Here is a 26117-nt window from a genome sequence, read left to right as displayed (position 1 = left end):
CAGGGAACTGTCTCCACATCTCAGAACGACCAAGTACTTTTTCACCTTTCAATCCCTATGCGTGGAAAGCAGATTGCGGGACACAGAAGGGCTCATGCTCCTTTAGATCAGTCCTTCTGCAGCCTTGAGCGCCGCACCAACGACCTGGTCCATGTTGTAATACCGATACTGCGCCAGTCGGCCCACAAAAGTGACATTGTCAACGGTGTCCGCAAGCGCGCTGTAACGCATGAACAATTCCTGGTTTTCCTTACGCGGAATCGGGTAGTACGGCTCGCCTTCAGCTCTCGGATACTCCTTCACAATCGACGTTCCCTGATGTCGTTGTCCGGTGAGGTGCTTGAACTCCGTAATCCTCGTATATTCGTGATCGTTCGGATAGTTGATGGTACCTGTGGTCTGAAAACGCTCCACGTCATTCAGATGCTGATGTTCGAAGTGCAGACTACGATACGGAAGCTTGCCGAACCGATAGCCGAAATAAGCGTCGATCGGTCCAGTGTATACAACGTGTCCACATTCGATATTCGCTTTCATCTCGCCATAGTCGGTAGACAGGCGTACGTCGATATCTGGACTGTCAAGCATCTTTTCGAACATCGCGGTGTAGCCGTGCGCCGGCATAAATTGAAAAGTGTCGGTGAAGTACCGGTCGTCGTCGTTCGAACGCGTCGGGATTCTCGCAGCGACAGCCGCAGACAGTTCGGACAGATCGAGTCCCCATTGCTTGCGCGTGTAGCCGCGGAAAAACTTGTCGCATAGATCGCGGCCGACGTTGCTCAACACGACGTCCTCGCTCGTAATGATGGTCTCTCTCTCTTCACGTACCGACTCGAGGAATGTCATCGTGTCCTGCTCGCTGAGATCGAGGCCGTAAAGCTTGTTGATCGTCGTACGATTGATCGGTATGGGGTAGAGATCTCCATCTACGTAGGCTTTCACACGATGCTCGTAGAAGCGCCAGTCGGTAAAACCGGACAGGTATTCGAAGATCCGCTTGCTGTTCGTGTGAAAAATATGTGGACCATACGGATGGATCAGCACTCCATTCGCGTCTCTACGGTCATATGCGTTGCCGCCGACATGATTCCGCCTGTCTACGACGAGCACGCGCTTGCCGCTTGCCGCAAGCCGTTCGGCACAGACCGCGCCTGCGAACCCCGCCCCAACGATAAGGAAGTCATATTTCATCTCTGTGCATCCTCGTCTGGAAAGCCGGAATTTTGCATTTGATCAGGTGGAAGGCCATTGAGGCCGTCACCAGGAATTCGGTGGCAAGGGCCGACATTGCCGCGCCCTGAGCAGCGTAAATGAATACGAGTGGCACGAGCACGGCAAGGTTGAACAAGCCGGAGACGATCAGGATCTCGCTGACTTTCTTCTTCATACCGAGAGGTAGCATCAGCTGAACGCCTAATATATTGCTCAGACAGATCAGGAGCGGCAGTGGGGCCATCCACTTCAGAACGATAACGGCCGGTTCATACCCGTGGCCCATTACGATACGAACGATCAACTCGGCGCTCGCCCAGAGCCCGACCGAAGCGAGCAACATGGCCGCGCCCGCCAGGTAAAACATCTTGCGCACCAACGCAAAAGCCTTGTCGGAATCTTCGGAAAAGAGCGCCGTCACGCGCGGGTAAATGGCATTGGCGATCGGTACGAGCGGCGCTTGGGCGACGTTGCGAATCTTGTCGGCTACGCCAAAGTAGCCAACAGCGGCGTTTCCGGCAATGAATCCAAGCACCACGCTATTCGTGGTTGTGTACAAACTGATCGCTGCCGTCGAGATGAACGTGTGCCAACCATCACGAAGCGCCCCGATGATGTCCGCCATGCTCGGCATCAACGGGATAATCAGTCTTTTTTTCGCGATCAGGATCGATGCGACGATTCCTGCAACAACCACGCTCATCGAACTGATGAGCGAGGCGATCCACGTGTCGGCCGACGAGCGCACCAGGATGAACGTTAGCGGAAGCAGGAGCAATCGCGCGCTCAACAGTGAAACCGTGGTAAACGTCATCCGCTCCAATCCCTGGAAAAGCCACTGTGGAAACAGGACCGTTCCAATGACGACCGGATAGGTGGCCAGCAAAACCGGAAGCATTTCGCGCAATCTCGCCACGAAGAAAGCCGCCAAGATCAGGATGACGAGGCAGACCACAGCGATGAGCGCTTTTGCGCCTTGCGTCGCCCAGAAGATCTTCGATACGGCGTACCGATCGTATTGGACTCGCGCGACGTGAGCAGTCGATGACCAGTTGAAACCGTACTCGGTCAGCAGCACGAGGTAGCCAACTACGGCTTGAGCGAAAACGTATGCACCGAAGTGTCCCGGGCGCAGGACGCGCAACAGGTAGGGGACCGTTGCAAGTGGCAGCAACAAGTTCGCTGCCTGCAGGATTGCCAGCGCAACGATGTTCTGTCGGAGTGGACTCGCCATGAGTTAGCCCGTTGTCAATACATCGATGGAGGAACGCCTGGTGACATATCTTCAACCCCTGGCAGAGTGCGCGTAAAGTTTCCACGGGAGCGAGCAACTAAGCCCGTCAATTGCCGGAACTCCACATTAAGGACATTAATAAGCACTTAAAATACATTTCGAATTCCTACCAATCATCCCAATCAATCATATCAGTTCGACTGCCTGTTCCTGCGGCATGCGGTTCGTCAATAAACGCCAACGGCACAGGTGGGTGCCCGCGAGCGCCAGATCGCGTAGCTCTGGCCCGGTAATTCTTCCGCGGTACACTGCGGCGCGTGCCTTCTTTACGGGTCCGCCTTATATCGCGCACGCTCTGTCCGCGAGTCCGACCGTCGTACGCAAACGCCGTGCCTTTGAGACGGCTAAAACGGATAGCAGTTCAGGCAACACGGTTAAGTGCAGGTTCGTCGTATTCCCTGTGTGTATGCCGGGGAAACAGTCTCGTGCGCTTCCAAGGCGATAGCCGCCAACTGATCGGCCCGATGGCGGATTTCGCAAGGTCAGCGGTGATTAAAGCGTCTCACGACGCAATAGAAGATCCATGGATGGATCTTGAGCATGGTCATGACGACGGAGAGCTTCGGCCGCCCCTCGGCATACATGCCCAACAGGTGCTTCACGCGCAGCTTCTTCGAAACGCTGTACAGAATCGGGCTCGCGAGTTGGTAACTCGGTGCGGTAATTGCGGTTTGAAACGCGATCGCGCGGTATCCGAAGATGTATTTGAGGCGGAACAGGAGACGCTGGTAGTCGGGAATCGGGAGAGACGCGGTACCTTTTTCAACGCGGTCCATGATGGTGAAAAGGTCGACGACCCGCGGGTTGAAGCGTCGCGAGATTCCCGATTCGCGGAACATGTATGAGTAAAGCCTGTCGGGAATGAGCCGCACGATTTTCGCGTTGGCGAGCGTCTGCACCGACACGCAAAGGTCCTCGTAAATGAGACCGCACGGGTGCTCGACTGCGACGAAGATTGAACGGCGCACGAGTTTGTTCCAGCAAAACGCTTGCAGCGTCAGGTCGAGAATCTTCTGGACAGCTTCCACGCCGGTGATGATGCAGTCGCCGGAATCGATGCGAGAGTTCACGGCGCCATCGGGGCTCACGTGTTCGGCGGCGAAAACGACGACATCGGCATCGTGCTGGTCGGCTTCGCGCAGCACGGTGCGAATGAGATCGCGATGAACACGATCGTCGCTGTCGACGCAGAGCACGTAGTCGCCGCGCGCTTCGGATGCGGCAATTTTCCGCGTTTCGGCGAGTCCTCTATTGTCGGTGTTTCTGATCAATTTCCATGGAATGCGGTCCTGTTGCGCGAGCAAGCGGGCGGCGATTTCACCTGAGCGATCGGGGCTGCTGTCGTCGACGGCGACGATTTCGAAATCGGTGCACGATTGCGACAGCAAGGAGTCGAGACAGTCCTCGATATAGTCCTCGACCTTGTAGACCGGAAGCAGAACACTGATTCTCGGTGCGGGCATGGACAATGCTCCTGGACACTTCGGTTTCTCATGCCAAACGACGGCAACCACGCTGCTGCGCAGAGGTATCGGCAGTGTACGCCCTTGTTCATTTCCACAGCGTGCGCACTCGCCGATAGATTGCGCGGCTGACACGCTTCGACGCCTCGAGCGTCCCTTTCGTGGCCTGCGGCGGGTGAGCTTCGAGCCAGCGCAACCGTGCTTCGATATCGTGTTCACGGTTGGGGTAAAGTGAAATCGGAAAGGGATGGCCGAGCCTCGCATCGTACAGCGCGCGAGCGGCATCGACGATGTCGCGGTTCTCCTCACGTTGGGTGAAGTATGCGATGTGCACGAACGGCACGCTGCGTGTGCAAACGATTCTGAGCTTGTGCCGCGCGCAGTAGATATGCATCATGTGCTCGTCATCTTGCCCACCGTCGTCGATCATGTCCCATAACTGCTTGCGAAAAAGAATGCAGCCGATCGAATAGCGCGATTCCGACGGCACTTCGCAGGGTTCGAGCGCCCGAGTGGCGGCGATGAATGCATCAGGCTGGAGCGTGGTCCGTTCATGTAACCAGCGTGCGATATGAGGATAGCCCCATATCGTTCCGTTGGTGCCGATCTCTATCTGGTCCGCAGGGATGATCCGCATCGGAAAGCGGCTGTCCCCATCGGCTCCGACGAAATGCGGATGCGCCTGGTTCGTGAAGTACTCGCGCTCCAGGTCCATCACACGCATCACTTCAGGGAAGCCCCAGTTATTGTTGTTGATGAGCGGGGTGACGTAGGCTAGCTCGTTTCCGCTTTCCTTTTCCGCCGCGTCGTAGGTGGCGAGCATCTTGTCGAGCCACTCGCCGGCAATCGGGAACGCGTCGTCGTCCACCTTGCAGATCAGGTCGATTCCGGCGAGCGCCGGCTGCGAAAGCAGTTTTTTGATCGTGCGATAGGGTGGGCCAGGCGGAATGTCGTCGACGACCCGCACAATGCCCGGAAAAAGCCTTGCATACCGCCGCGCGACGGCAAGCGTGCGTTCCGCGTCATAGCCGCCCCGGCAGTTCTGAAGCAGGATGAACTCCACGCCCGTCGGCCGGTACGCCATGTGACTGGCGAGGGTCAGTTCGAGCGCCGCGTAATCGCGACAGAGCAGGACGAGAATGGCGACGCGCCGCGATGCCGCTTGAGGGCCCGTTGCAGTCATGCTACTTCCTCGTGCGTAAAGCACATTGCCCACGGAAAATGCATGCGAGTGTCGTAACGCGCCTGATTTAGCGTCGCCTGCATCACGAATAGGCCAACGCCCACAGCGCTGACGAGAACAATCGCGCCGACGCTCGAGCCGCCGATCGCGAATACTGGAGAGGGCTCCAACTGAAAGACCGCTGGCCTCGGTAAAGCGTCGCTTAAAACCCGAACGCTACAGGTCATAGGTGACTCCATTGCCGAGACCAGAGGGAAACATACGGATCCATCTTAGTACAAGCCAAGATGAAGTCGAGCCGTATTCCGCAGCGCGTCACGTATGATGTCTGCCCGCGAACAGGCGTAGCGCCCCGGGCGACTGGCATGCGACAGAAGAGGCAACTTTGGTTGCGAATGCTGTATCGTGAGCGCCTTCACTCTTTGCTTAGGCCCACATCTCCATCGAATGTCTGAGATGATTCCACTTCACAGCAATCCCGCTTTCTATCAACTCCTTGCCGACAGCTATGCCAGGCTGCTTGGTCGGCCCCTGGTGCCGCAGACCTTGGCTGTGGACGAAGCTACCGAATGGCTCTATGAGCATGCGCCGTTCGCGGTACTCGCGCACAACACCGATCCCGACCCGCTCTTCATTTACGGCAACAAGGCCGCGCAGCGCCGCTTTGGATACGACTGGGATGAAATCACCCGACTGCCGTCGCGGCTCTCGGCCGAAGCCCCGAATCGCGAGGAGCGACAGCAATTCCTGGCACGCGTACGGCGGCTGGGCTACGAGACGGGCTACAAGGGGGTGCGTGTCACCAAGTCAGGTCAGCGCTTCATGATCGAGGAAGCCACACTGTGGCAGCTTCTCGACGCGGACGGCAAACTGCACGGCCAGGCGGTTGTCATCCCGCGCACGCGCGACATCTGATCGCGCATATCGACCGTTGATGCGTGAGCGTCACGGAAATACGTGGGTGAGGGCGAACGCAGGAATTGGCTACTTCTTCATCACCATCATCTGGTCGAAATCCACGGGACACCCGGCGTTTGCCGGGGTGCCTTCCGCCGCGATGACGAGATGGTCGTCGCGCAGATCTGCCTCCCAATTCATCTTGGAAGGTGACAGCACAATCGGATCTTGCTTGCACGTCGTGCGTACTGAAGCCACGGCCTCTTCGTAGTGAGCCTCCTTCAGGACGAGATAACCCATCACGCTGGCCGCGGCGAGGACCGAGTTCGCGATGCCAAAAGCAACGACTACGTGAAATAGTCTCCGATTCGTGGAGAAACCAGCGACGACCAGAAATGGAACTACATAAAACATCGGGACGTAGCGAGCCCACCACGATTGCGGATGCGACACAACGATTACCAGCGTTGCGAGCAGAAATATATTTACAACTGCATCGGCGCCTTTCTTTCTCCAGAAGAACGAAGCCAGACTTGCAATAAGCATAGCTCCAAAGAATGGACCAAACCCGGCAAAACGTGTGTCAGCCGTATGCAGTGCAATGAACGCATCGCGCAGATGCGCGAGTGACGGCATGAAAACAGGTTCCATGGTGCATGAGCTGCAGTTCATCGGCACCGAGAAGTATGATAGGAAAAGCCTGTGCAGCGGCGTCATGCCAAAGAAATGCGGGTACGTTTTTTCTGCCACCAGATCGATCCGATCTTTTCCGAGGATTGGGTAGAGAATGTGCTTGCCAGCGATAAAGTTTTCGACGTATGGCGAATAGCCGATGACGGCGGCGGCCACGAAGGTCGAGATCGTCAATTGTCCGATCAGTCCCTTGTGATTCCGAAAAAAGTTTCTTTTTTCTCCGCTGATGAATGTGGCAACGAAAAACACCAGAATCGAGATGGCTGCGAAAATTGGCCCTGTCAGCTTCGACCCGATCAGAAGCACGAGCGCGATGCAAAGTTGAACTGCGGAGTATGGCCTGCCCTTGAGCGCAAATAGCAAATTGACAGAAAAGATAGTCCAGCAGTAGTAATGACCCGCGTCGACATAAAAAGTAGTCAATTGACCGAGCGCCACGGGATTGTAGATACACGTAGCCGACGCGACCAGCGCGGCTCGGGCAGATATCCCGGCTGACTGGAGCAATCGCATTAGAGCAAGGCATGCCGGAACACTGAGCAGGAGCGTAAATGACTTTCCACTGTTGAAATGCGAAGTCAGAACCGTGGTCGTGTATGCAAAATATTCGAATGCCTTTGGATAGTGCGCCGCCCAGAACGCACCGCCAAGTTCGTGCGAACTGAGATCGCCGTTCAGACTGTGGTCGAGCCGCAGAGGTGTCGCGACGTGGTAATTCAAGCCGTCGTAGCTGAATTCCCGCAGATAACCAAAGCAAATCAGCACGACAGCAATCAATAAGATCGAGACGATCGTGGTGAGACGTTGAGCGTGGGAAATATAGCCATATATGACTACGGCCAAAACGATGGCAAATGCGGATATCCCTGCCACCACCCCGCTACGGATGCCGAAGTTATACAGGATCGCACCATATAGTGACGACGCGAACACAAAGACGACGACCTGGTCGCCCAACTGGGTCCAGTTCATGCGCTGTGTAGTGAATTTGATCGTCGTAGACATAGTGGGATTCGTGTTCCGCGATATCGGCCAATATCACTCCGTTTTAAGCCGTCATTTTTTAGGCCCGAAGTTACAACGACTATGCTGGCTTCAATAATACGCGGCCACTTTTCATCGCGGTAGGCCTCGTGCCACGCGTATTGCACTTCGAACCTGGAAAAAGTCCCCTGCATGATTAGTTATTCCAGGCGGCGGCAAAATTGGAAAGCTGTTCTCGCAGAAGGTCCTTTCGTTATCAAACGTTGATAACCTTTCCATTCGGGGGAAGTTGTACTGCGTCGCATGGCTGCTGCGCGGCAACGGGTATCCCAAAGCGCAGATAGCCGCCCGCGTCGCAATGGATGTGTTCCTGCTGCCATACAACGCGTGCCTGGTCGACTTCCTGAAAGGAGCGCTTATGCGGGCGTGATCTCTATTTCTGTACTGCCGGCGATCGACGATTCCCGGAACTGATCGCATTTTATTTCGGCTTTTTGGAAGGCGTGATGGTTCCACGATGAGATGCACGACGATCCGATCGTCTATGCCATCAAAAATCGTTCGAGCCTATTGATCATCATGCTTTGCGTGGCGTCAGTTCTGATCGCGATCCAACTCGATTTTCGGTATGCGGAGGAGCATGCGGAATGCGGTCACGATACGCAAACTACTCACAACGCCGCACGCAGCGCCTCGTCAACGACGGCAAGTCGAGTGGCGATGATCTTGACGAGAAACCGATGAAACTGTTGCGCCGCCGCCGGGTCCTGTCGTTCGAGTCCAACGAGAGCGGTCGTCGACAAGCGGCGGACCCGCGTCGGCGTCTCGGCGATCACGTCCGCACTGCGCGGTTGCTGTGTGTAGACCGCCATTTCACCGACAACGGTCCCCGGGCCGAACGAGCGCAGCCGGACCGAGCGTCCATCGTCGAGCGGCAACGAAACCTGGACACGTCCGTGCTCGATGAAGTACAACGCGTCAGCCTGCTCACCGCGAAGAAACAGCACTTGTCCTGCTAGCAGGTCATGCACTTCGAGGCACGCCAGCAGCGTGCTCAAGGCGCTGGCCGTGAAATGCGGCGCGAGCATCGCGTGAAAATCGTAATTGTGGCCTGTTGCACGCGAGTTCGCCGTGAGCAACTGGTCTTCGATCCACTCCAGACCGGCATCGAGCGAGTCGAATTCATGAATCCGGAGATTGAGTGTCCCGGTCTTCGTGAGCAGGTCGCGCGAGTGCGGCGGCAGCGCGGTGAGCACCAGGTCCGCATTCTTCGCCGCGCACAGCTGCCTCAGCTTGACGAAGCTGATCGACACAGACGCGTCCATGCCCTGAGTCGACGCGAAATCGAGCACGACGAATCGGACCGGCACCGGATGGCTCGCGGCGAGCCGCCCGCGCAGCCTATGAAGAATCGAATTGGCGGTGCCGAAAAACAGGAATCCTTGCAGGCACATACCGCAAACCTGCGCGCCGAGTTCGCGCAACGACTGGCTCTCGTCGATGCTGCGCTCCACGTTGGACGTACGTGTGCGCAGATCGAATTCCATTCGAATACAACTGACCCGGCCGTACAGCAGCGTGAACGTCACACACGCCGCGACGACGCCGACCGCCACGCCGACCACCACGCCGTAGGCGACGATGGTGCCGAGAATGGCAGGCACGAGCAGGTACTCGTACCAGCTTAACTTCGCATACGCGCCCACGAGCCAATGCACGATCAGGCGCAGGCCCATGAAGAGCTGAAGGCCGACGAGCACCGGCACGGGAAAGAGCGCCACGATATCGGGCGAGGCGCCAAGCAGGACAAGGCAGGCGAGCGCTGCGAACACGCCGGCCACCCGGCTCGTGGCGCCCACGCGCACGTTGAGCATCGAACGATTGAACGACTGGTAGCCGACCATTCCACCCAGCAGCCCGCTCGCGAGATTGGCAAGTCCCGCAGCCCGCATCTCGCGATTGAGATCGACCTCTTCGCCCGTCACCGCGCCGATCGCCGTCGAATTCATCAGGATAGTGACGGCGGAGACCGTCGTGACCAGCAGGCTCTCCGGAAGGTGTGCGGCGACGGCCGGCCAGTCGATGCCACCCTGCCTGAGTCGCGCAGCGATGTGCAGCTCCGGCAGCCCGGCAAGGTGCATCGTGACGCGCGGCAGAAGCAGCCCCATTCCGCGGGCGTCGGCGATCGACAGACCGGCAATGTGCAGAAAGACGTAGAAGAGCACGATCCCGAAACCCAAAGTGAGCGGCAACGCGGCGATGTGCTGCCAGGCGCGTGTCAGGATCGTGGTCATCACACCCACGACGAGCGCGGGAATCCATGCGAGCCAGTGAACGTGCGCGAGCAACGCCAGATTGGGCCAGTCCAGTGCCTCGCCCGTCATCACGCGGAAGGCCCCGGCCAGCAGCAGATAGCCCGTTCCGGCGAGGAATCCGCCAAGCACCGGATACGGGAGGAACTGCAACGAGCGGCTGTGCCTTGAGGAGCCGATCGCGTAGAGGATGACACCGGTGACGAGCGAACAGAGCGCGATGGAGATCAGCACGGTCAGGATGAGGGTTTGGGGAGAACCGCCGTCCGCGCGCACGCTGCTGGCGACTCCTGCGGCGACACCCGCGAGAAACGCCGCGGCATTGCTGTCCGGACCGCCGATGTTCCAGCGCATCGAGCTCGTCAACGCAATCACCAGCGCCGTGACGACGCAGCTGACGAGCGCGGTGGGCACGCCGAGCATGGCGTAGCGCGCAAGATCGGCGCTGAAGATCATCGTGCCGAGGCTCATTGCGTAGCACAGCATGACGAGCGTCGAGACTGCGCCAGCCGCCACGTCGCCAGGCAGGCCCGCGAAGCGCGAACGTAGCGGCAGGTCGGAGACGGTCTTGCCCGGCTTCACGTGGATTCCCCGAAGAATGCGAGGGCGCGGTGGGACGCGCCGCCCAGTATCCGTCGTGCCTCGAAAGGCTGTCAAACACCATGCGGGCTGCGAGTTGCGGGCCTACACTGGGTATTCATCGGCCGGAGTGAATGCCGGCCTGGAGCCGATTGCATCGGCGAGCGGCGCGCCGGAGTTTCGTCTGACGTTTGCGCATCGGGCCGCGCCAGCGCCAAACCGGTGCGGCAAACTCGCTTGTGCCGGCTGGCATCGAATGCAGGCGACGAACATGGACATCGCGCAATGGCTGCAGCGCCTCGGACTCGAGCAGTACGCGCCTGCATTCGCGGCGAACGACATCGACGTCTCACTGCTCGCGCAGTTGAGCGATGCCGATCTGAAGGAACTCGGGGTGCAGTCGCTTGGCCATCGCAAGCGCATCCTGGCCGCCGCGGCGGCCGCGCAACCGTCACAGAGCGCATCGGCGCCGCCGCAGACGGCCGCCGCAGCCCTCGCGCCTGCGGACGAGCGCAGGCAGGTGACGATCCTCTTTGCCGATCTCTGCGGCTACACGGCGCTCTCGCGCTCGCTCGACCCTGAAGACCTGCGCGCGCTGATCGGCCGCTACATGGCGCTGGTCGACGGCGTCGTCCTCGGTTACGGCGGCACGATCGACAAACACATCGGCGATGCAGTGATGGCGTTGTTCGGCGCGCCGCGCTCCCATGAGACCGATACGCTGCGCGCGGCCCGGGCGGCGCTCGATATCCGGGACGGGCTCACGCAACTTGGCGCGCAGGCCGGGCGGACTTTGCAGGCACATATCGGCATGGCGAGCGGTGAAGTGGTCGCGGGCGCGCTTGGCCGCGCCGACGCCCAGGACTACACGGTGCACGGCGATCCGGTGAACCTGGCGGCGCGGCTCGTGGCCGCCGCACCCGCCGGCGAGATCTGGATCTCCGACGAGTCGGCGCGCCTGCTCGACGATGCCGCTGTGTGCGAGGCGATCGGCGAGCAGTTCTTCAAGGGCATCGACGCGCCGGTCCGGTCCTGGCGGCTCGTTGCCATCGCGAGCGAGCCGGTGAAGACGAGCCGGAGCCGCTTCGTCGGCCGGGAAGCCGAACTCGAGCAATTTCACGGGATCGTCCACGCATGCATGGCTCGGCACGCCGGCCATGTTCTCCATATAAGAGGTGAAGCCGGCATCGGCAAGACGCGGCTCGTCGAGGAAATGCGCCGCTATGCGCAGACCCAGGGCTTCACGCTGCATAAAAGCCTCGTGCTCGATTTCGGTGTCGGCAAGGGGCAGGACCCGGTGCGTACGATCGTCGCCAGCCTGCTCGGGCTGTCGGCCAGCGCATCGGCCGACGCGCGGCAAGCCGCTGTCGCGCGTGCCGCGGACCGGGGCGTCGTCAGCGACGAGCAGCTGATGTTCCTTCGGGATTTCCTCGATCTGCCCAAAGGCGGCGAGTGGCAAGCGCTATACGACGCAATGGATCACGTTGCGCGCCAGCGCGGCAAGCAGGCGGTCGCTGCACGACTGGCCGAGGACGCCTGCGGGCAATCGGCGACGATGATCGTCGTCGAAGATCTGCATTGGGCCGACCGCGAAGCGCTCGGCTATCTTGCGGCTTTCGCGTCGGGCATCGTCAATGGGACGGGCTTGCTCGTGACGACTTCGCGTGTGGAAGGCGATCCGATCGATGCAGCCTGGCGCGCACGCTGCCGCGCGACCCCGTTCGCCACGATCGACCTCGGGCCGCTGCGCAAGGATGAGGCACTCAATCTCGCGAGCAATTTCATCGACGCGACACAGCGCGTCGCGCTCGCCTGTATCGAGCGGGCGGCGGGCAACCCGCTATTCCTCGAGCAACTGTTGCGCAATGCCGAGGAAGGCAGCAGCGGCAACGTTCCCGCGTCGATCCGAAGTCTCGTGCTCGCGCGCATGGACAGGCTGGCGCCGCGTGACCGCCTGGCGTTTCAGGCGGCTGCCGTCATCGGTCAGCGTTTCGACCTGGCGTTGCTGCGCCGGCTCATCGACGACCCTGAGTATGTCTGTGACGGCCTGCTCGCCAACGCGCTGGTTCTACCCGAGGGCGAGGACTTCCTGTTCGCCCACGCGCTGATCCAGGAGAGCGCATGGGCGACGCTACTGCGGGCGCGCCGGCGCGAGCTTCATCGCTGCGCCGCCGAATGGTTCGCGCACAGCGATCCCACGTTGCACGCGCAGCATCTCGACCGGGCAGAGGACGAGCGCGCGCCCGGCGCGTATCTCGCCGCGTCGAGCGCGCAACGTGCCGCCCATCGTTTCGAGGCTGCGCTGCGGCTGGCCGACCGGGGCCTCGAAATCTCGCGGACCGACACGGACCGCCACGCACTGAGCTGCGCCAAGGGCGAAGTCCAGCGCGATCTGGGCGACATCGCGGGATCGATCGCCACGTACCGCGCTGCGCTCGCGGCCGCCACCAACGACGACGCCCGGTGCGATTGCCAGCTCGGGCTCGCGGAAGGCCTGCGGGTGAACGAAGGTCTCGACGAGGCGCTCGCCCTGCTTGCGGCGGCGCAGACGATCGCGGAACGCGACGGCCGGGTGGCCGACCTCGCAAGGATTCACCACCTGCGCGGCAACATCCTTTTTCCCCTTGGCAGAATCGACGCCTGCTGCGCCGAACATGAACGGGGTCTTGCCCATGCACGGCGCCTCGGTATGCCGGAGGCGGAAGCTCGCGCGCTCGGCGGCCTGGCGGATGCGGCGTACGCGCAGGGACGCATGCAAACCGCTTTTCGCCTTTTCAGCGAATGCGTGGCGCTCAGCCGCAAGCACGGGTTCGGCCGAATCGAGGTTGCGAATCATCCGATGCAGGGCTTCAGCAGGATCTACCTCAACGAAGCACGGCAGGCGCGCGAGGACGCGATTGCCGCGGCACGCGCTGCCGCGTTGATCGGGCAGCCACGCGCGCAATTGCTGTGCGAGACGCTGGGCGTGTTCGCCTGCCAGGAACTGGGCGACGAGCAGGCGGCTCGCGTGCATCTGGAGCAGGAATTGCGGCTCATCAGGCAACTCGGCGCCCGCCGCTTCGAGGCACAAAATCTGGAGATGCAGGGGCGGCTGTTGCTCGACGGCGGCTCCAGAAGCGAAGCGGTGAAGAAACTCTCCGAGTCGATTGCGCTCTCGCGCGAGGTAGGCACGCAGTTTTGCGGACCGAGGACCCTCGGCGCGCTGAGCCGCGCAATGGATGAAAACGCCGAGCGCGCGCGCTTGCTGGACGAAGGCGAAGCGCTGCTGCGGCTCGGCGCGGTCGGCCACAATCATCTCTGGTTTTACCGCGACGCCATCGAAGCGATGCTCGCTGCCGGAGACGCGCCTCGCATGTTGCATTACGTGAAGGAACTCGAGAACTACACCCGGCGCGAACCGTTGCCCTGGGCCGAGCTCTTTGCAGCGCGTGGCCGCGCGCTTGCGCTTGCCCTGCAAGACACTGCCAGCGAACCTCTGCTGCGCGAACTCGAACGGGTGCGAATGGCGCTGCACGAGGCCGGTTTTCGGAACTACCTGAGCGCGGTCGATGTTGCTCTGGCGGCTCGACGCGGGTGACACGAACCTCGCAAAGCTTCGCGGCGCGACCGCATCGAACCGGGCGAGGACGTAAAGCGAGGCGATGGATGGAAACGAAAGTGACGCGCGGCAAATCAGGCGTTCAACCGCGCATGGCATGCGCCGATGGATTTCAACGCAACTCAACTACCGGACAACACTGAATCCTCGATTTCATAGCGTTCATCGCCAACTGAAATCAGATTGATGCCGGCGCGCCTGCGGGTGATCGTGCCGCCGGGCATCGGCCGATCCCTCGCGGACGCAGCGGTGCCGATCACCCGACCGCTGACGCCGAAGAAGATCGCCCGCGTCGCGCCGTCGGGCCAGTAGACCACGACCGTTGTCGATCGATCGCTGTGATGCACGAGGCCGAACTTGCACATCGTTCGGTCCTGTCCGTTAGCGCGCTCGCAGGGCAGCGTGCCGCTCGCGCCAATGGGCGACTGTATCTGCGGCGCGTGATTTTTCTGCGAGCCGCCCGGAGCAGCTTCCGTCGAAATCGAAATCAGCGTCACGCCATCCGCCGCACCGACCACGCGCGCATGCCGCTCGTGCATGACGATCGCGCGCACGGCGGCGCTGTCGGTCGAGCCCGGACAGCCGACCAGCATCGCCATATGGTCGAGATAGTTGACGGTCGCAGCCGACTCGCCGAGCCGCCGGCATGCATCGCCTGGGTGCGGATAGCCATCTCCGAGGACAACGAACGACGCGGGCCATTCGAACGGCTTTTCCGTGCCGGCCGCCTGCGCCGATATCGAAACGCCGCCCGAAACGAATGCGATCGCCGCCATCGTCGCGTGCAGCATCGAAGCAAAACACGGGGTGGCGTGCCGCATCGAAGTTCTCCTCGGCTCGCTCACGTCCGTGCCGCGCCCGACGCCAACGCTGCCTGCGCACGCTGCAGCCACTCACGATTGTGTTCGCGCGTCTGACGCGGCCAATGTTTGGCATCCTGCACGATTTCCGTGTAGAGGGCGCTGGCGCGGCGGCGGTCGGCATCGTCCGGTTGCGCGGCGAGCCAGTCGGCGAACAGGCAGCGCGGCGCGACGTCGAGCGCGCAGGTGAGCGCCTTTTCGAACGCCGCGCGTGCCCCCGGCGCGTTCAGCGCGGCCAGCGTGCGCGCATAGAGCAGAGCCGCTTCGCCCTGATTGCGCGCCTGCGGATTGACCGAGAACAGCTTCGCCAATGTGGCATCGGCGGCCGTGGAGTCGCCGAGCGCGAACTGTGAGCGCGCGAGACCGAGCAGCAGTACGGGATCGTTCGCGAACGGGCCGTTCGCCGCGGTCTGGAAGTGTTCGAGCGCCTCACGCGGATTACCGGCCGCGAGCAATGCTTCGCCGAGCCGCATCCGATGCTGCACGGTCGGCGCGCGGTCGAAATTGGCGCGCGCTTCACGCAGCGCGCGATTCGGATCGACGAATTGGCTGATCGCCTGCGTGGCCACACGCGCGCCGCGCGTATGGCGCAAACCCGGCAGATAGATCGCGAAGAAGTACGCGACGCTGCCGAGCAGAGGAAAAGCAAACAGAATGAAGAGCCAGTAGATGCCCTGGTTGTTGCGCATCGCGTGTATGGCAAAAAAGATCGCAACAAAAACGTGAAGACCGATTCCAAAGAAGTAGGGCATATCGATTCAACCTTCGACAAACGCGCCGCGAGCTGCTTCTAATGCAGCGAACCGACCCGCAGATACGCGAACAGTAGCGACAGCGCCACGACGATCACGCCGGTCGCAACGACAAGACGATTGGCCAGCAGTCGACGCATCGCGATTCTCCTAGACGAAGCTGTAGCGCTCGGAATGGTAGCGGACGCGCGGCACCTTCATTTCGCCGAGCGCCGTTTCGATTGCGTCCATCATCGGATCCGGGCCGCAGATGAAGTACTCGTGATCGGCAAATTCCGGCGGTAGATGACGCCGGAACATCGCCGCGTCGATGCGCCCGGTTTCGCCGCTCCAGCCTTCGGGCGGGTCCGACAGCACGTAGACGATACGCAGATCGAGCCGCGCTTTGAGCGCATCGAGTTCGTCGCGGAAGGTCAGCGAGTCCCACGTCTTGCCGCCGTACAGTAGCACGAGTGGACGTAGATCGCCGCGATCGGCGAGCGTGCGGATCATGCTCATCATCGGCGTAATGCCGATGCCGCCCGCGATCAGCACATGCATGTCGGTCGGATGGCCGATCGTGAACGCGCCGTAGGGTCCGTCCAGATACACGCGCCGGCCCGCCTCGAGCGTCTTCACTGTGCTCGTGAAATCGCCAAGATTGCGGATCGTCATTTCGACGCGGCCATTCGCGTTCTCGGCGCTCGACGAGAAGGAAAACGGATGTCCGGTGATTCTGAACGGACTGCCCCACACGTTCAGCCAGCCGAACTGGCCAGGCTTGAAGCGAAAGCCCGCGTGGCCGTCGGGCTGCAGCACGAGCGTCGTGGTGTCGCCGCGTTCGGCGCGCACTTCCGTGATCCGGTAGGGACGCCTGAGCATGAAGAGCGGCTTGAAGAGGCGCACATACAGCAGCAGCGCGATCCAGAAGATCGTCATGCAGATCCACAACGTGCGCTTGAGCGGATCGGTCAGATAGTAGCCCCAGCCGATCATATGCAGCACGCCGCCGAAGATCGCGACGAGCGCGAGCCCGATATGCGACAGATGCCACAGCTCGTAAGGGATCTTCAGTTGCTTGCGCCATAGCGCGGTGATCACCAGCACGATTACTGCGCCGATGGACAGGAACGCAAACCACGCGCCCCATGGCACGTCCAGCAGCGAGCCAGGCATCGCCAGCTTGTCCGAGCGGATCGCGAACAGAATCAGCGGATGGGCGACGACGAGACCGACCGCGAGTAGCGACACGCGTCGATGGAAATGGTAGATGACGTCCTCGCCCCACGGCGCGGTTACGTGACGAAAGCGCGCGGTGAGGCCGAATTGCAGGCCCATCATCGCGAGACCGGAATAGCCGAGCGCGACCGAGAACTCGGTGCCGAAGCTGCGCGCGGGCGGCAGCGCGCCGGCCAGCAGCGCGAACAGCGGCGCGAGAATGAACAGCAGATAGATGACCGACCAGATGGCTTTGCGCGCGAGATCTCGAGGCTGCATCAGTGCTTCTCCATATCGGCGGACGTCGGACCGCGCGCGCTCAGGGCATGCTCAGACGCAGGTGGTGAGCAGCAGCGCAGGCCCGAACGTGATCACGGTCGCGGCCAGCGCCGCGATCAGGGTCCAGACAACGACGGTGTGCATGAACGAGCTGATCGGCTCGGGTCCCGGGTCGCGCGTCGCGGCGCGATAGCGCCACAACCAGCCGATCGCGATCAGATGCAGCAACAGGATGATCGCGAGACTCGCGCGCAGCGGTCCGGCTGGCCACGCGAACGCGCAGCCGATCGCATGCAGCGCGTACAGGATCACGAACGCGAGGCACCAGATCGTGAAGCCGACGGCCAGCCACCACAACCGCCGTGGCGAAAGTGGACGCACATTCATGGTCTGGCTCCGAGCATGGCGACGAGGCTCGGCAACGCAAGCACGAGCCCAAGCGCAATGATGCCCGTGGCAAGCGTGTAATCGAGCCACAGTCGCGTGAGACGCAGATCGGTCAGGCGTCGCGCGGAAACGAACCCGGCGCCGATGCGCAGCACGTTGCTGATCAGGAGCAGCAGCCCGACGCCCGCGTGAACCGCGATATACGTGAGCAGTGCCGCGGCCGTCGCGCCGAGCGCATGCTCGCGCGGGTTCGGTGTTACGCCGTCGATCAGCATCACGCACACAGCGAGCGCGACGATGAGCGCGATCGCGGTCAGCCCGATCGTGCCGTGAGGTTTGCGCTCAGCGGCGGCTGCCCGCAGCGAGCCGCGCGTGGCGGTTGCCGCGGCCGCGAGCGCGACGAGCGCGACGAGCGCGAGCAGGCGGCTCGGATGCGGCGTCACCGCCGCCGGCCAGTTCGGCGCGGCGATCCACAGGTAGAACGTGCCGAAGATAAGCGACGTGAACAGCGTGCCATTCGCGACGAGCGCGCAGACGAGCGACAGCCACGGCGGCGAGCCGGACACCTCGGTATGCGGGGGCACACTGACGCCGCGCCCAACCGGCAGCGCGCCGAAATCGCGTGCATGACCGGCGCTCTGGCCCGCATAGATGAACAGGCCAAACGTCACGACCGCGAACGCGACGGACAGCAGATAGAACTTGAACAGCATCGCGAGTACCGCCGCACCCGTCACCAACGCGGTGACGAGCGGCAGATAGGTCGAGTTCGGCAGCACGATCAACTGTTCGGGCTCGCCCGAGGTCATATGCACGCCGAGCGCCTCCTGCCAGCCGTTGCGCGCGAAGCCGAGGTAGCCTTCGCCACGCGCGAGCGCGGTGGCGAGCTGGCCCGGGGGAACCTTCTCGGTTTCGGAATCGATGTGCGGGATCGACGCGAACGCATATGGGGTGGGCGGAACCGGCATCGCCCATTCGAGCGTGGTGGAGCCCCACGGATTGCGCTGTACGCGCCGGCCGAATCGCAACTGCGCGATGATGTCGATGACGACGAGCGCGAAGCCGATCGTCATCACGAAGCTGCCCACCGACGACAGCAGATTGAGCCAGTTCCAGCCTTCGTCGCCGCTGTAGGTGAAGACGCGCCGCGGCATGCCGAGCAGGCCGGTTAGATGCATCATGAAGAACGTCATGTTGAAGCCGATGAACACGAGCCAGAACGCCGCTACCGCCAGCTTGTGAACGGCGGTGCGCCCGGTCAGCAGCGGCAGCCAGTAATAGAACGCCGCGAGCATCGGAAACGCGAGCGCCCCGGCCACCACGTAGTGCATATGCGCGACGACGAAGTAGGTGTCGTGCGCCTGCCAGTCGAACGGCACGATCGCGAGCATCACGCCGGTCAGGCCGCCGCAGGTGAATACGAAGAAAAACCCGAAGATGTACAGCATCGGCACGTCCCAGCGCGGGCGGCCGTGCGACAGCGTGGCGAGCCATGCGAAGAACTGGATCGCGGTGGGCACCGCGACGATTGCCGAGCCTGCCGAGAAGAACGCGAGCGCCAGATGCGGGATGCCTACCGTGAACATGTGGTGCACCCAGATGCCGAAGCTCAGAAATGCGAGCGCGATGATCGCGACGACGATCGTGCGATAGCCGATGAGCTTGCGGCGCGCGAATACGGGGATCATCGTCGACAGCACGCCGGCCATCGGCAGGAAGATGATGTACACGTCCGGGTGGCCGAACAGCCAGAACAGATGCTGCCAGAGCAGCGGATCGCCGCCGCGTGTCGGATCGAAGAACGGCAGATTGAACGCGCGCTCCACCTCGAGCAGGATCGAGCCCAGAATCAGCGGCGGAAACGCGACGACCATCATCATCGCGGTGACGAGGATGTACCACGCGAAGATCGGCATGCGGTCGAGCGACATGCCCGGCGCGCGTATCTTCAGGATCGACACGACGATCTCCATTGCGAGCGACAGCGCCGAAATCTCGACGAACGTGATGCCGAGCAGCCAGACGTCGGCGTTCAACCCCGGCGTGAATACGTTGGAGCTGAGCGGCGTGTACATGAACCAGCCGCCGTCGGGCGCGCTGTGCAGAATCAGCGAGACGGTCAGGATCGTGCCGCCGAACAGATAGCACCAGTAGCCATAAGCGGTCAGACGCGGAAACGCGAAGTCGCGCGTGCCGAGAATCTTCGGCGTGAGGTAGACCGCGAAGCTCTCGACCATCGGGATCGCGAACAGGAACAGCATCATCGATCCATGCATCGTGAAGACCTGGTTATAGGTTTCCACGTCCATGAAGTTCGCACGCGGGGTCGCGAGCTGCACGCGCGTGAGCATGCCGAGAATCCCGGCGATCGCGAAGAACACGAACGACGTGATCATCATGCGCATGCCGAGGATCGAATGGTTGACCGCGGCGAGCTTTCGCAGGCCCGGCCCGCAGTCCCAGATCGCGGCAAGCTGGCGGTGCAGCCGCAGCGCGTTGATGCCTTCTGATGGCGGCTCGACGGGCACACTCATTTCTTCACCTCCCCGTTCGCGGCGGCGCTTTTAACTGCGGCCGGAAAATCTTCCGGTCGATCGACGATCACGGTGAAGTGCATGTGCGCGTGACCGATGCCGCAAAACTGATTGCATTGTCCGGCGTATTGGCCTGGCTGGTCCGCCTGGATGCGCAGCAGGGTCTGGTGGCCCGGCACCGCGTCGATTTTGCCCGCGAAGCGCGGAATCCAGAACGCGTGCACGACGTCCATGCTGGTCACGGCGATGTCGACCGGCCTGCCCGCCGGCAGATGCAGCACGTTGCCGGTTTCGAGGTTGCCGAGCTCCGGATAGCGGAAGGTCCAGCGCCATTGCTGCCCGATCGCCTCGATGCGCGCGGGCGCACGCGCGCGCAGCGGCAGCAGCAACTCGCCCGCGTAGAGCGCGTAGCAGATCAGCGGGATCAGGATCACCGCGGGCAGCACGAGACCGCCCAGCACGATCCAGCGCGCGGGCGACACCTGCGAGCCCCAGCCCGGCCGGAAGACCGTCATCAGAAACAACACGAGCACCATCGCGAACAGGATCGCTGCGCCCGTGAGCATCACCCACCACAGTCCGGCAATCGATGCGGCGGCCGGGCCCGACGGGTCGAGCGTCGATAGCGGCCCGGTGCAGCCCGACAACGCAGCGAGCGATCCCGCTTGGGCCGCCAGACGCAAGCAGCTATGATGGTTTGCATCACCAGGTACACGACGCGAGGGCATACCGCCATGTCTAACCAAGGCAAAGCTGGAACCGGGACGCGAAGCGAAGTGATGCTCGAATTGTCGCGGCTCGACAAGGGCTCGGCGGTGGCGCTCGTCGGCCATCCGATTCACGTGATGATGGTGCACTTCCCGATCGCGTTCGTCGTCGCGACGTTGGGCGTCGACGTGATCTACTGGTGGACTGGCGACCCGTTCTGGGTTCGCGCCGGCCTGTGGGCCGCCGGCTTCGCGTTCTGGAGCGGCGTGGCCGCGAGCCTGGTGGGCACAGCCGAGCTGCTGCTCGTGCGTGGTATCCGTCTGAGGGAGGCGAGCTGGTCGCATGCGGTCGCCGCGATGACCCTCGTCGCGCTCGCGGCTGCGAATTGGGGTGTGCGGCTTCTGTACCCCGACCAGATCCTGCCGCATGGGCTTGTGCTGTCGGTGCTCAGCTCCGTAATGACGGGCTTCGCCGGCTGGCATGGAGGCAAGCTCGTGTTCGATCATGGCGTGGGGATTCTCGTTTCGCCGAAGGAGTGATGCAGCCACCGGCCAAGTCCGCCGGGCTCGAACAGATGCGGGACGATCAGGTTGGAGTCGATGTGCGGCTTGGCCAGCACGATCCAGATGATCGCGACGATAACGATCAGATAAGCGATGGTCAGCGTGATCGCCGAGGCCCGGCTGAAGCGGCCGGCGGGCAGATAGAGGTCGTGCATCACGATTCCGGCCAGCACGTGCAGCATCGCCATGATGCCGACGAACACCATCTTCGCGGTGAACCATTCGACGAAGGTGGCCTGCAGAAAGATCAACACCGTGCCGCTCGCAATCGCAATGAAAGCGGCGGGCGAGGTTAGTTCCACGAACACGAGCCGCGTGATGCGGTGCAGCCGATCGAGCTCGGTGCCGGCCGCGAGCCCCCGACGCTGCCAGAACAGATACGGCAAGACGATCAAGCCGGCCGACCAGATCGCGATTGCGGCAAGATGAATGAATTTCAGAAGGGTCGTCACAGTGCGGACTCTCGGACGCGCAGGCTAGACCAGACGAGCGAAAGTCCTGCCGCAAGATACGGGATCATCGCCAGTACCCACATCAATAGTCCGGCGAGCTGCTGGTCGGCGAGCGGGGTGAGCCCCCACGCGGCGGTGGTCGCGAAGTGCACGACGTAAAGCGGCACCGGCGCGAACACGATCAACGCACCGAGCAAACCCATCTGGCCGATCGTCGCGACGAGCGCCATTAATGCCGGGCCGGTCGGCAGAAGCGGTGAGAAGATGCTGCGCCACATGAGCCAGGCACTGACAAGCAATGTGAACTGCATCAGCCAGTAGCCGGGTACAGCCGACAGTCCCCACGCATATGGCCCCGGTGCATGCCAGAGCCAGACGATGACCGCATGCGCGGCGACTACAGGCACGAGCGGCGGATGCATGAGGCGCGGCAACGGAAAAGCGAGTGCGAGCAGCGGCGCGATGGCGGCGATCAGAATGATGTGATGCGTGACACGTGCGGAAAACAACGCCGACGACAGCGCGCAGAGCGGTGACACGAACACGACGATCATCAGCCCGATAGCCACCCATGCCGCCCGTGCGTTCGCGGCGCGGCCGCTGGCCACGACCCAGGCGAGGGCCGCGAGCGCGACGAGCAATGGGGGATCCGTATTCCATCGCAGCCACAAGCTCTCCGGGACAGCCGCGGGACCACAGTAGGCGACGGGAAAATATGGCATGGCGCGATATCTTCAACGAAGTCCAAACGTTTCTTTAGTACACGAAACAAAAGATGCGGAAGAAAACACCTTTTGAATTTCGGAACGGAACACGATCCACGTGACCGCTTACGTACTCTAGCGCAAATAAACTGCTTAGGGACAGCTATCTGAAGCCTGCACGTGTTGGCGTGCTGGACAAACGCCAGATGGTCACAATTAGTTTGCAATGATGCGGCGCAATACGCCAGGTTTTATGAAGTCCGGCGTCAATCGATGAAATGGGATGGCGGAGCAGGGAAAATCAGCTTGGAACGCGAATGTAATCTTTGCTTTTACTGCATCTTTTAATGTCTCCCTATGGAGATCTGATTTGGGTCGCTGCCGTCAATGTCGATGGACGTTGCGTGTCCCTTCACCCGCGCGGATTTGCCACGTTGCAGGCGAGCAGGCAGCCTGGCGCCGACACGGTGCCGGCCGCGCCGAGACCAACGCCTACGGCAAGGCTTTCCGGCGTCGTTGCGCAACCCTGCCGCATGGCTATCGACATCACCATCGATGCGAGCCGCTGACAAGCGTCAGACCTTACCAACTTTTGCGAGGCGGCGAGCAGCTGATGAGTCGGCCGCCGGGCAGCGATACGACACGAACGCTTCGGGGTTACGTCGACCGCTATCACCGTTGAAGAACGAAATCACGAGGGGGCTTCAAAAAAATAATTTTGCTGCTACAATTGCGTCCCTCTGCCCAGGTGGCGAAATTGGTAGACGCACTATCTTGAGGGGGTAGCGCCGAAAGGCGTGTGGGTTCAAATCCCGCCCTGGGCACCAATAAGTATCTGATTTTTATAGATACTCATCTTCCGAAATGGCAAAAATACAGACAGTTTTTGCCGATCTGCTCGTCGCGGTGTGCTCGTCGATTTACCAGCTCATTCGCCAGCATTTTTCTCTGCGAACAACGCTACTACTTTTCCCTCCTGCGACGGGATCGGAAGTCGCACATCCGACCCAGTGCCCGCTTTATATCTTCGTCACCGGGCGCGACGCGAGCAGGCTTGCTCAGAACTCGTTTCGATAGGCAAATAGCCCAGGAAGTCCGCCGCTCATCACAAATAGAATCTTCTGTCCGGCTGGATGCTTCCCGGTGCTCACGTTTTCGACCAGCCCCGCGAATGCTTTACCGCTGTATACGGGATCGAGCAATAGACCTTCCGTCGATGCCATCAGACGAACTGCCGCGCGCATGTTATCGGTGGGAATACCATAGCCGGGCCCGAGCTGCGCTTCGTCGATCGAGATAGCGTCATTGCTCACGCTCAGGTTTGGATCGATCAGTTGAACCGTCTGAATCGCTTTATCCAAAGTAACCGTGCGCGCATGATTGGCGTTTCCATATACCGTGAATGCGGCGATGCGCGACGGATCCAAACCCAGCGCAACAAAACCCGCGACCAGTCCCGCGTGCATTCCGCCGCTTCCGTTCGGCACCACGATGCGATCGAATTCCAGCCCATGCGCATGCGATTGAGCGACGATTTCCGCAGCGCAGTCCGCATAGCCGAGGCAACCCGTCGGGCTCGATCCGCCCAACGGACACACATACACGTTACGGCCTTGCGCGCGCAACTCGTTCGCGCGTTCCTCGGCGAATTGCAGCGCGTTGGCCGTGCCGGGAAGATCGTGCACGCGCGCATCGAATAGCGTATCGAGCAGCACGTTGCCGTTCTCCGTATAGTCGCGATCGGAGCGCGGCACGGTCCTCGTCAACACCAGCTCGCATCGGAGCCCGACGTGTGCCGCCGCCGCCGCCGTCAGGCGCGCATGATTCGATTGACGCGCGCCGACGGTAATGATCGTGTCCACGCCACGCGCGAGTGCTTCGCCTATCAGAAACTCGAGCTTGCGCAACTTGTTGCCGCCGCCGCCCAGTCCGGTCAGATCTTCGCGTTTGACGTAGATGTCCGCGCCGCCCAGGCGGGCACTCAGACGCGCAAGGTGCTGAATTGGCGTGGGGCCTTCGAGAAGCGTGCGGCGCGCAAACCTTGATAAATCGAGGCTGGGCGATGAGGCGGAGTTCATGGTCATATGCAAGTGATTGAGTTGAACGAGACGCGCGTATTCAATTGCTTGACGCAACGTACTCTTCGAATGGAATGCTCAGTGCTTCAACGTTCGTATCCCGGCCAGTAATTTATCAATTTCGGCGTCGCTGGTCAGATAGCTGACCGACGCGCGCGCGATCTGTGCAAGCCCTCGGTTCGTCATATCGAACGGCGTGTAGGCGACGCCATTCGAGCCGATCGTGATGCCTTGCGCCGCCAGCGAACGCCGCACGGAAAGTGCGTCCATTCCGGCGACGTTGAACGACACGAGCCCCGATCGTTCGATACCCTGGTCGAGTACGGACACACCCGGCATCACGGCCAATTGCTCGCGCAATGTCTGCGCGATCCGATCGATCTGTGCGCGGATGTTATCGATGCCGATCTCCAGGGCCTCGCGCAATGCATTCGCCAGGCCGCAATGCAGCGCCAGCGATGCTTCCGACGATTCGAAACGCGCGGCATCGTCACGCAGCACGGGTTCGCCGTTGGCGTCGAGGGGCGCGGAATACGTGTCGACGAAGGCCGGCATCAGGCGGGGCAGAAAATCTTGCCTGACGAACAACAGCCCGGTGCCGCGCGGTCCGCGCAATGCCTTGCGTCCCGCGCCCGCAAGCACGTCGCAGCCGAGTTCGGCCACGTCGACCGGAAGCTGTCCGACGGCCTGCGCGGCGTCGACAAAGTATGGGATACCGTGACGGCGCGCTATCTGGCCGATTGCGGCTGCCGGATTGATCAGTCCGCCGTTCGCAGGCAGCCATGTCAGCGCAATCAGTCGAACCCGGTCGTCGAGCATCGCTTCGAGCGCGCGCGGATCGACCCTGCCGCTGGCGTCGGACGGAATGACTTCGATCGATGCGCCCGCTCGCTGCGCCAAATGACGCATCGTCGCGAGATTGCCGCCCCATTCGTGCCGGGCAACGAGAATGCGCTGTCCCGCGCGCCACGGACCCAATGCCGCGAAAGCTGCGCCCCAGCCAGGCGAGTTACCCGTCGTCAACGCGATCTCGGTGGGTAGCGCGTTAAGCAGTTGCGCGGCGAGCGTGCGTGCGCGCTCGGTGTGTTCTTCACCTGCCGCGCCGGCTTCCATTGGCCCGATCGACGCTTCGCGGGACAGATGAGCGTGAATTGCGTCCAGCGTGGCAGCCGATGGCAGCGACGCGCCGGCATGATTGAAGTGCGTCGTGGTGTGAACACCTGGCGTGCGAGCGCGCAGCGCGTCAACGGTGGCGGGCGACAGCGGAGAAGACATGGCGGGTCCGGGATAGGAGTTGAGGTGGGGCTGCGTTCAGGCGTCCGTCAGCGACGCAATTGCAGTTCGATGCCGGGATGCGCGAGCGGGCGAGTATATGGACGCGAGGCGAG

Annotated in this window: 19 protein-coding genes and 1 tRNA gene; 4 read left to right on the top strand and 16 right to left on the bottom strand. The window is 61.6% G+C overall.

Annotation, left to right across the window (positions count from 1 at the left end; genetic code table 11):
- Window positions 1–102: 102 nt before the first annotated feature.
- The 4 genes from glf to LJ655_RS13225 form a co-directional block, all read right to left on the bottom strand.
- Window positions 103–1191, bottom strand: a complete 1089-nt coding sequence (glf, locus tag LJ655_RS13240; RefSeq protein ID WP_230561693.1) for a UDP-galactopyranose mutase — start codon at window positions 1189–1191, stop codon at window positions 103–105.
- Entirely contained in the window at window positions 1181–2446 is a 1266-nt protein-coding gene (locus LJ655_RS13235) for a flippase (RefSeq protein ID WP_230561692.1), read from the bottom strand. Before LJ655_RS13235 ends, glf begins: the two co-directional genes overlap by 11 nt.
- A 542-nt stretch (window positions 2447–2988) precedes the next feature.
- Complete coding sequence (locus LJ655_RS13230) at window positions 2989–3969, bottom strand: glycosyltransferase family 2 protein (protein WP_268991481.1); 981 nt, start codon at window positions 3967–3969, stop codon at window positions 2989–2991.
- 88 nt (window positions 3970–4057) lie between these two features.
- Window positions 4058–5152 (bottom strand): hypothetical protein, encoded by a 1095-nt coding sequence (locus LJ655_RS13225; RefSeq protein ID WP_230561690.1) that lies wholly within the window; start codon window positions 5150–5152, stop codon window positions 4058–4060.
- A 456-nt stretch (window positions 5153–5608) separates the two neighbouring features.
- Between LJ655_RS13225 and LJ655_RS13220 the strand changes: the two genes are divergently transcribed.
- Complete coding sequence (locus tag LJ655_RS13220; protein ID WP_230561689.1) at window positions 5609–6067, top strand: MEKHLA domain-containing protein; 459 nt, start codon at window positions 5609–5611, stop codon at window positions 6065–6067.
- A 69-nt stretch (window positions 6068–6136) separates the two neighbouring features.
- On the opposite strand, the gene LJ655_RS13215 is transcribed toward LJ655_RS13220, so the two are convergent.
- Together LJ655_RS13215 and LJ655_RS13210 are read right to left on the bottom strand one after the other, a co-directional pair.
- Window positions 6137–7747: a hypothetical protein gene (locus LJ655_RS13215; RefSeq protein WP_230561688.1), complete on the bottom strand. Its 1611-nt coding sequence runs from the start codon at window positions 7745–7747 to the stop codon at window positions 6137–6139.
- Window positions 7748–8397: 650 nt separating this feature from the next.
- Window positions 8398–10620, bottom strand: coding sequence for a SulP family inorganic anion transporter (locus LJ655_RS13210; RefSeq protein ID WP_230561687.1), 2223 nt, complete (start codon window positions 10618–10620; stop codon window positions 8398–8400).
- Between the two features lie 268 nt (window positions 10621–10888).
- On the opposite strand from LJ655_RS13210, the gene LJ655_RS13205 reads away from it, so the two are divergent.
- Window positions 10889–14194: an adenylate/guanylate cyclase domain-containing protein gene (locus tag LJ655_RS13205; RefSeq protein ID WP_230561686.1), complete on the top strand. Its 3306-nt coding sequence runs from the start codon at window positions 10889–10891 to the stop codon at window positions 14192–14194.
- A gap of 143 nt (window positions 14195–14337) precedes the next feature.
- Here LJ655_RS13205 and LJ655_RS13200 read toward each other — a convergent pair whose 3' ends face one another.
- From LJ655_RS13200 to coxB, 6 genes are all read right to left on the bottom strand, one after another.
- Window positions 14338–15036, bottom strand: a complete 699-nt coding sequence (locus LJ655_RS13200; protein WP_230561685.1) for a hypothetical protein — start codon at window positions 15034–15036, stop codon at window positions 14338–14340.
- A gap of 20 nt (window positions 15037–15056) precedes the next feature.
- Window positions 15057–15827 carry a tetratricopeptide repeat protein gene (locus tag LJ655_RS13195; protein ID WP_230561684.1) on the bottom strand — a complete coding sequence of 257 codons (771 nt, stop codon included), beginning with the start codon at window positions 15825–15827 and terminating at the stop codon, window positions 15057–15059.
- Between the two features lie 150 nt (window positions 15828–15977).
- Window positions 15978–17303 carry a ferredoxin reductase family protein gene (locus LJ655_RS13190; protein ID WP_230561683.1) on the bottom strand — a complete coding sequence of 442 codons (1326 nt, stop codon included), beginning with the start codon at window positions 17301–17303 and terminating at the stop codon, window positions 15978–15980.
- 51 nt (window positions 17304–17354) lie between these two features.
- Complete coding sequence (locus LJ655_RS13185) at window positions 17355–17690, bottom strand: hypothetical protein (RefSeq protein ID WP_230561682.1); 336 nt, start codon at window positions 17688–17690, stop codon at window positions 17355–17357.
- Entirely contained in the window at window positions 17687–20224 is a 2538-nt protein-coding gene (gene ctaD / locus LJ655_RS13180) for a cytochrome c oxidase subunit I (protein WP_230561681.1), read from the bottom strand. Before ctaD ends, LJ655_RS13185 begins: the two co-directional genes overlap by 4 nt.
- Window positions 20221–20871, bottom strand: a complete 651-nt coding sequence (gene coxB, locus LJ655_RS13175) for a cytochrome c oxidase subunit II (RefSeq protein WP_230561680.1) — start codon at window positions 20869–20871, stop codon at window positions 20221–20223. Before coxB ends, ctaD begins: the two co-directional genes overlap by 4 nt.
- 87 nt (window positions 20872–20958) lie before the next feature.
- Here coxB and LJ655_RS13170 point away from each other — a divergent pair, with 87 nt between their 5' ends.
- Entirely contained in the window at window positions 20959–21471 is a 513-nt protein-coding gene (locus LJ655_RS13170; protein WP_230561679.1) for a DUF2231 domain-containing protein, read from the top strand.
- Here the strand turns inward: LJ655_RS13170 and LJ655_RS13165 are convergent.
- Both LJ655_RS13165 and LJ655_RS13160 read right to left on the bottom strand, forming a co-directional pair.
- Window positions 21435–21947, bottom strand: a complete 513-nt coding sequence (locus LJ655_RS13165; protein ID WP_230561678.1) for a HemJ family protein — start codon at window positions 21945–21947, stop codon at window positions 21435–21437. The two genes, LJ655_RS13170 and LJ655_RS13165, sit on opposite strands and share 37 nt — an antisense overlap.
- Window positions 21944–22669: a cytochrome c oxidase assembly protein gene (locus LJ655_RS13160; RefSeq protein WP_230561677.1), complete on the bottom strand. Its 726-nt coding sequence runs from the start codon at window positions 22667–22669 to the stop codon at window positions 21944–21946. Before LJ655_RS13160 ends, LJ655_RS13165 begins: the two co-directional genes overlap by 4 nt.
- A gap of 724 nt (window positions 22670–23393) precedes the next feature.
- Here LJ655_RS13160 and LJ655_RS13155 point away from each other — a divergent pair.
- Window positions 23394–23478: transfer RNA gene (locus tag LJ655_RS13155), tRNA-Leu, on the top strand.
- Window positions 23479–23709: 231 nt separating this feature from the next.
- Here the strand turns inward: LJ655_RS13155 and LJ655_RS13150 are convergent.
- Window positions 23710–24729 (bottom strand): D-cysteine desulfhydrase family protein, encoded by a 1020-nt coding sequence (locus tag LJ655_RS13150; protein WP_230561676.1) that lies wholly within the window; start codon window positions 24727–24729, stop codon window positions 23710–23712.
- 78 nt (window positions 24730–24807) lie between these two features.
- Entirely contained in the window at window positions 24808–26004 is a 1197-nt protein-coding gene (locus LJ655_RS13145; protein ID WP_230561675.1) for an aminotransferase class V-fold PLP-dependent enzyme, read from the bottom strand.
- Window positions 26005–26117: the final 113 nt, after the last annotated feature.

It is taken from the genome of Paraburkholderia translucens (assembly GCF_020881035.1).
Classification (GTDB): domain Bacteria; phylum Pseudomonadota; class Gammaproteobacteria; order Burkholderiales; family Burkholderiaceae; genus Paraburkholderia; species Paraburkholderia translucens.
The sequence above is the reverse complement of the archived record's forward strand: the minus strand, read 5'-3'. Positions and strand labels throughout refer to the sequence as shown.

Excerpts from the sequence above, each read along its gene's own strand:
- glf (WP_230561693.1), bottom strand. The coding sequence starts at position 1,191 with ATGAAATATGACTTCCTTATCGTTGGGGCGGGGTTCGCAGGCGCGGTC.
- LJ655_RS13235 (WP_230561692.1), bottom strand. The coding sequence starts at position 2,446 with ATGGCGAGTCCACTCCGACAGAACATCGTTGCGCTGGCAATCCTGCAG.
- LJ655_RS13230 (WP_268991481.1), bottom strand. The coding sequence starts at position 3,969 with ATGCCCGCACCGAGAATCAGTGTTCTGCTTCCGGTCTACAAGGTCGAG.
- LJ655_RS13225 (WP_230561690.1), bottom strand. The coding sequence starts at position 5,152 with ATGACTGCAACGGGCCCTCAAGCGGCATCGCGGCGCGTCGCCATTCTC.
- LJ655_RS13220 (WP_230561689.1), top strand. The coding sequence starts at position 5,609 with ATGATTCCACTTCACAGCAATCCCGCTTTCTATCAACTCCTTGCCGAC.
- LJ655_RS13215 (WP_230561688.1), bottom strand. The coding sequence starts at position 7,747 with ATGTCTACGACGATCAAATTCACTACACAGCGCATGAACTGGACCCAG.
- LJ655_RS13205 (WP_230561686.1), top strand. The coding sequence starts at position 10,889 with ATGGACATCGCGCAATGGCTGCAGCGCCTCGGACTCGAGCAGTACGCG.
- LJ655_RS13200 (WP_230561685.1), bottom strand. The coding sequence starts at position 15,036 with ATGCGGCACGCCACCCCGTGTTTTGCTTCGATGCTGCACGCGACGATG.
- LJ655_RS13195 (WP_230561684.1), bottom strand. The coding sequence starts at position 15,827 with ATGCCCTACTTCTTTGGAATCGGTCTTCACGTTTTTGTTGCGATCTTT.
- LJ655_RS13190 (WP_230561683.1), bottom strand. The coding sequence starts at position 17,303 with ATGCAGCCTCGAGATCTCGCGCGCAAAGCCATCTGGTCGGTCATCTAT.
- LJ655_RS13185 (WP_230561682.1), bottom strand. The coding sequence starts at position 17,690 with ATGAATGTGCGTCCACTTTCGCCACGGCGGTTGTGGTGGCTGGCCGTC.
- ctaD (WP_230561681.1), bottom strand. The coding sequence starts at position 20,224 with ATGAGTGTGCCCGTCGAGCCGCCATCAGAAGGCATCAACGCGCTGCGG.
- LJ655_RS13170 (WP_230561679.1), top strand. The coding sequence starts at position 20,959 with ATGTCTAACCAAGGCAAAGCTGGAACCGGGACGCGAAGCGAAGTGATG.
- LJ655_RS13160 (WP_230561677.1), bottom strand. The coding sequence starts at position 22,669 with ATGCCATATTTTCCCGTCGCCTACTGTGGTCCCGCGGCTGTCCCGGAG.
- LJ655_RS13150 (WP_230561676.1), bottom strand. The coding sequence starts at position 24,729 with ATGAACTCCGCCTCATCGCCCAGCCTCGATTTATCAAGGTTTGCGCGC.
- LJ655_RS13145 (WP_230561675.1), bottom strand. The coding sequence starts at position 26,004 with ATGTCTTCTCCGCTGTCGCCCGCCACCGTTGACGCGCTGCGCGCTCGC.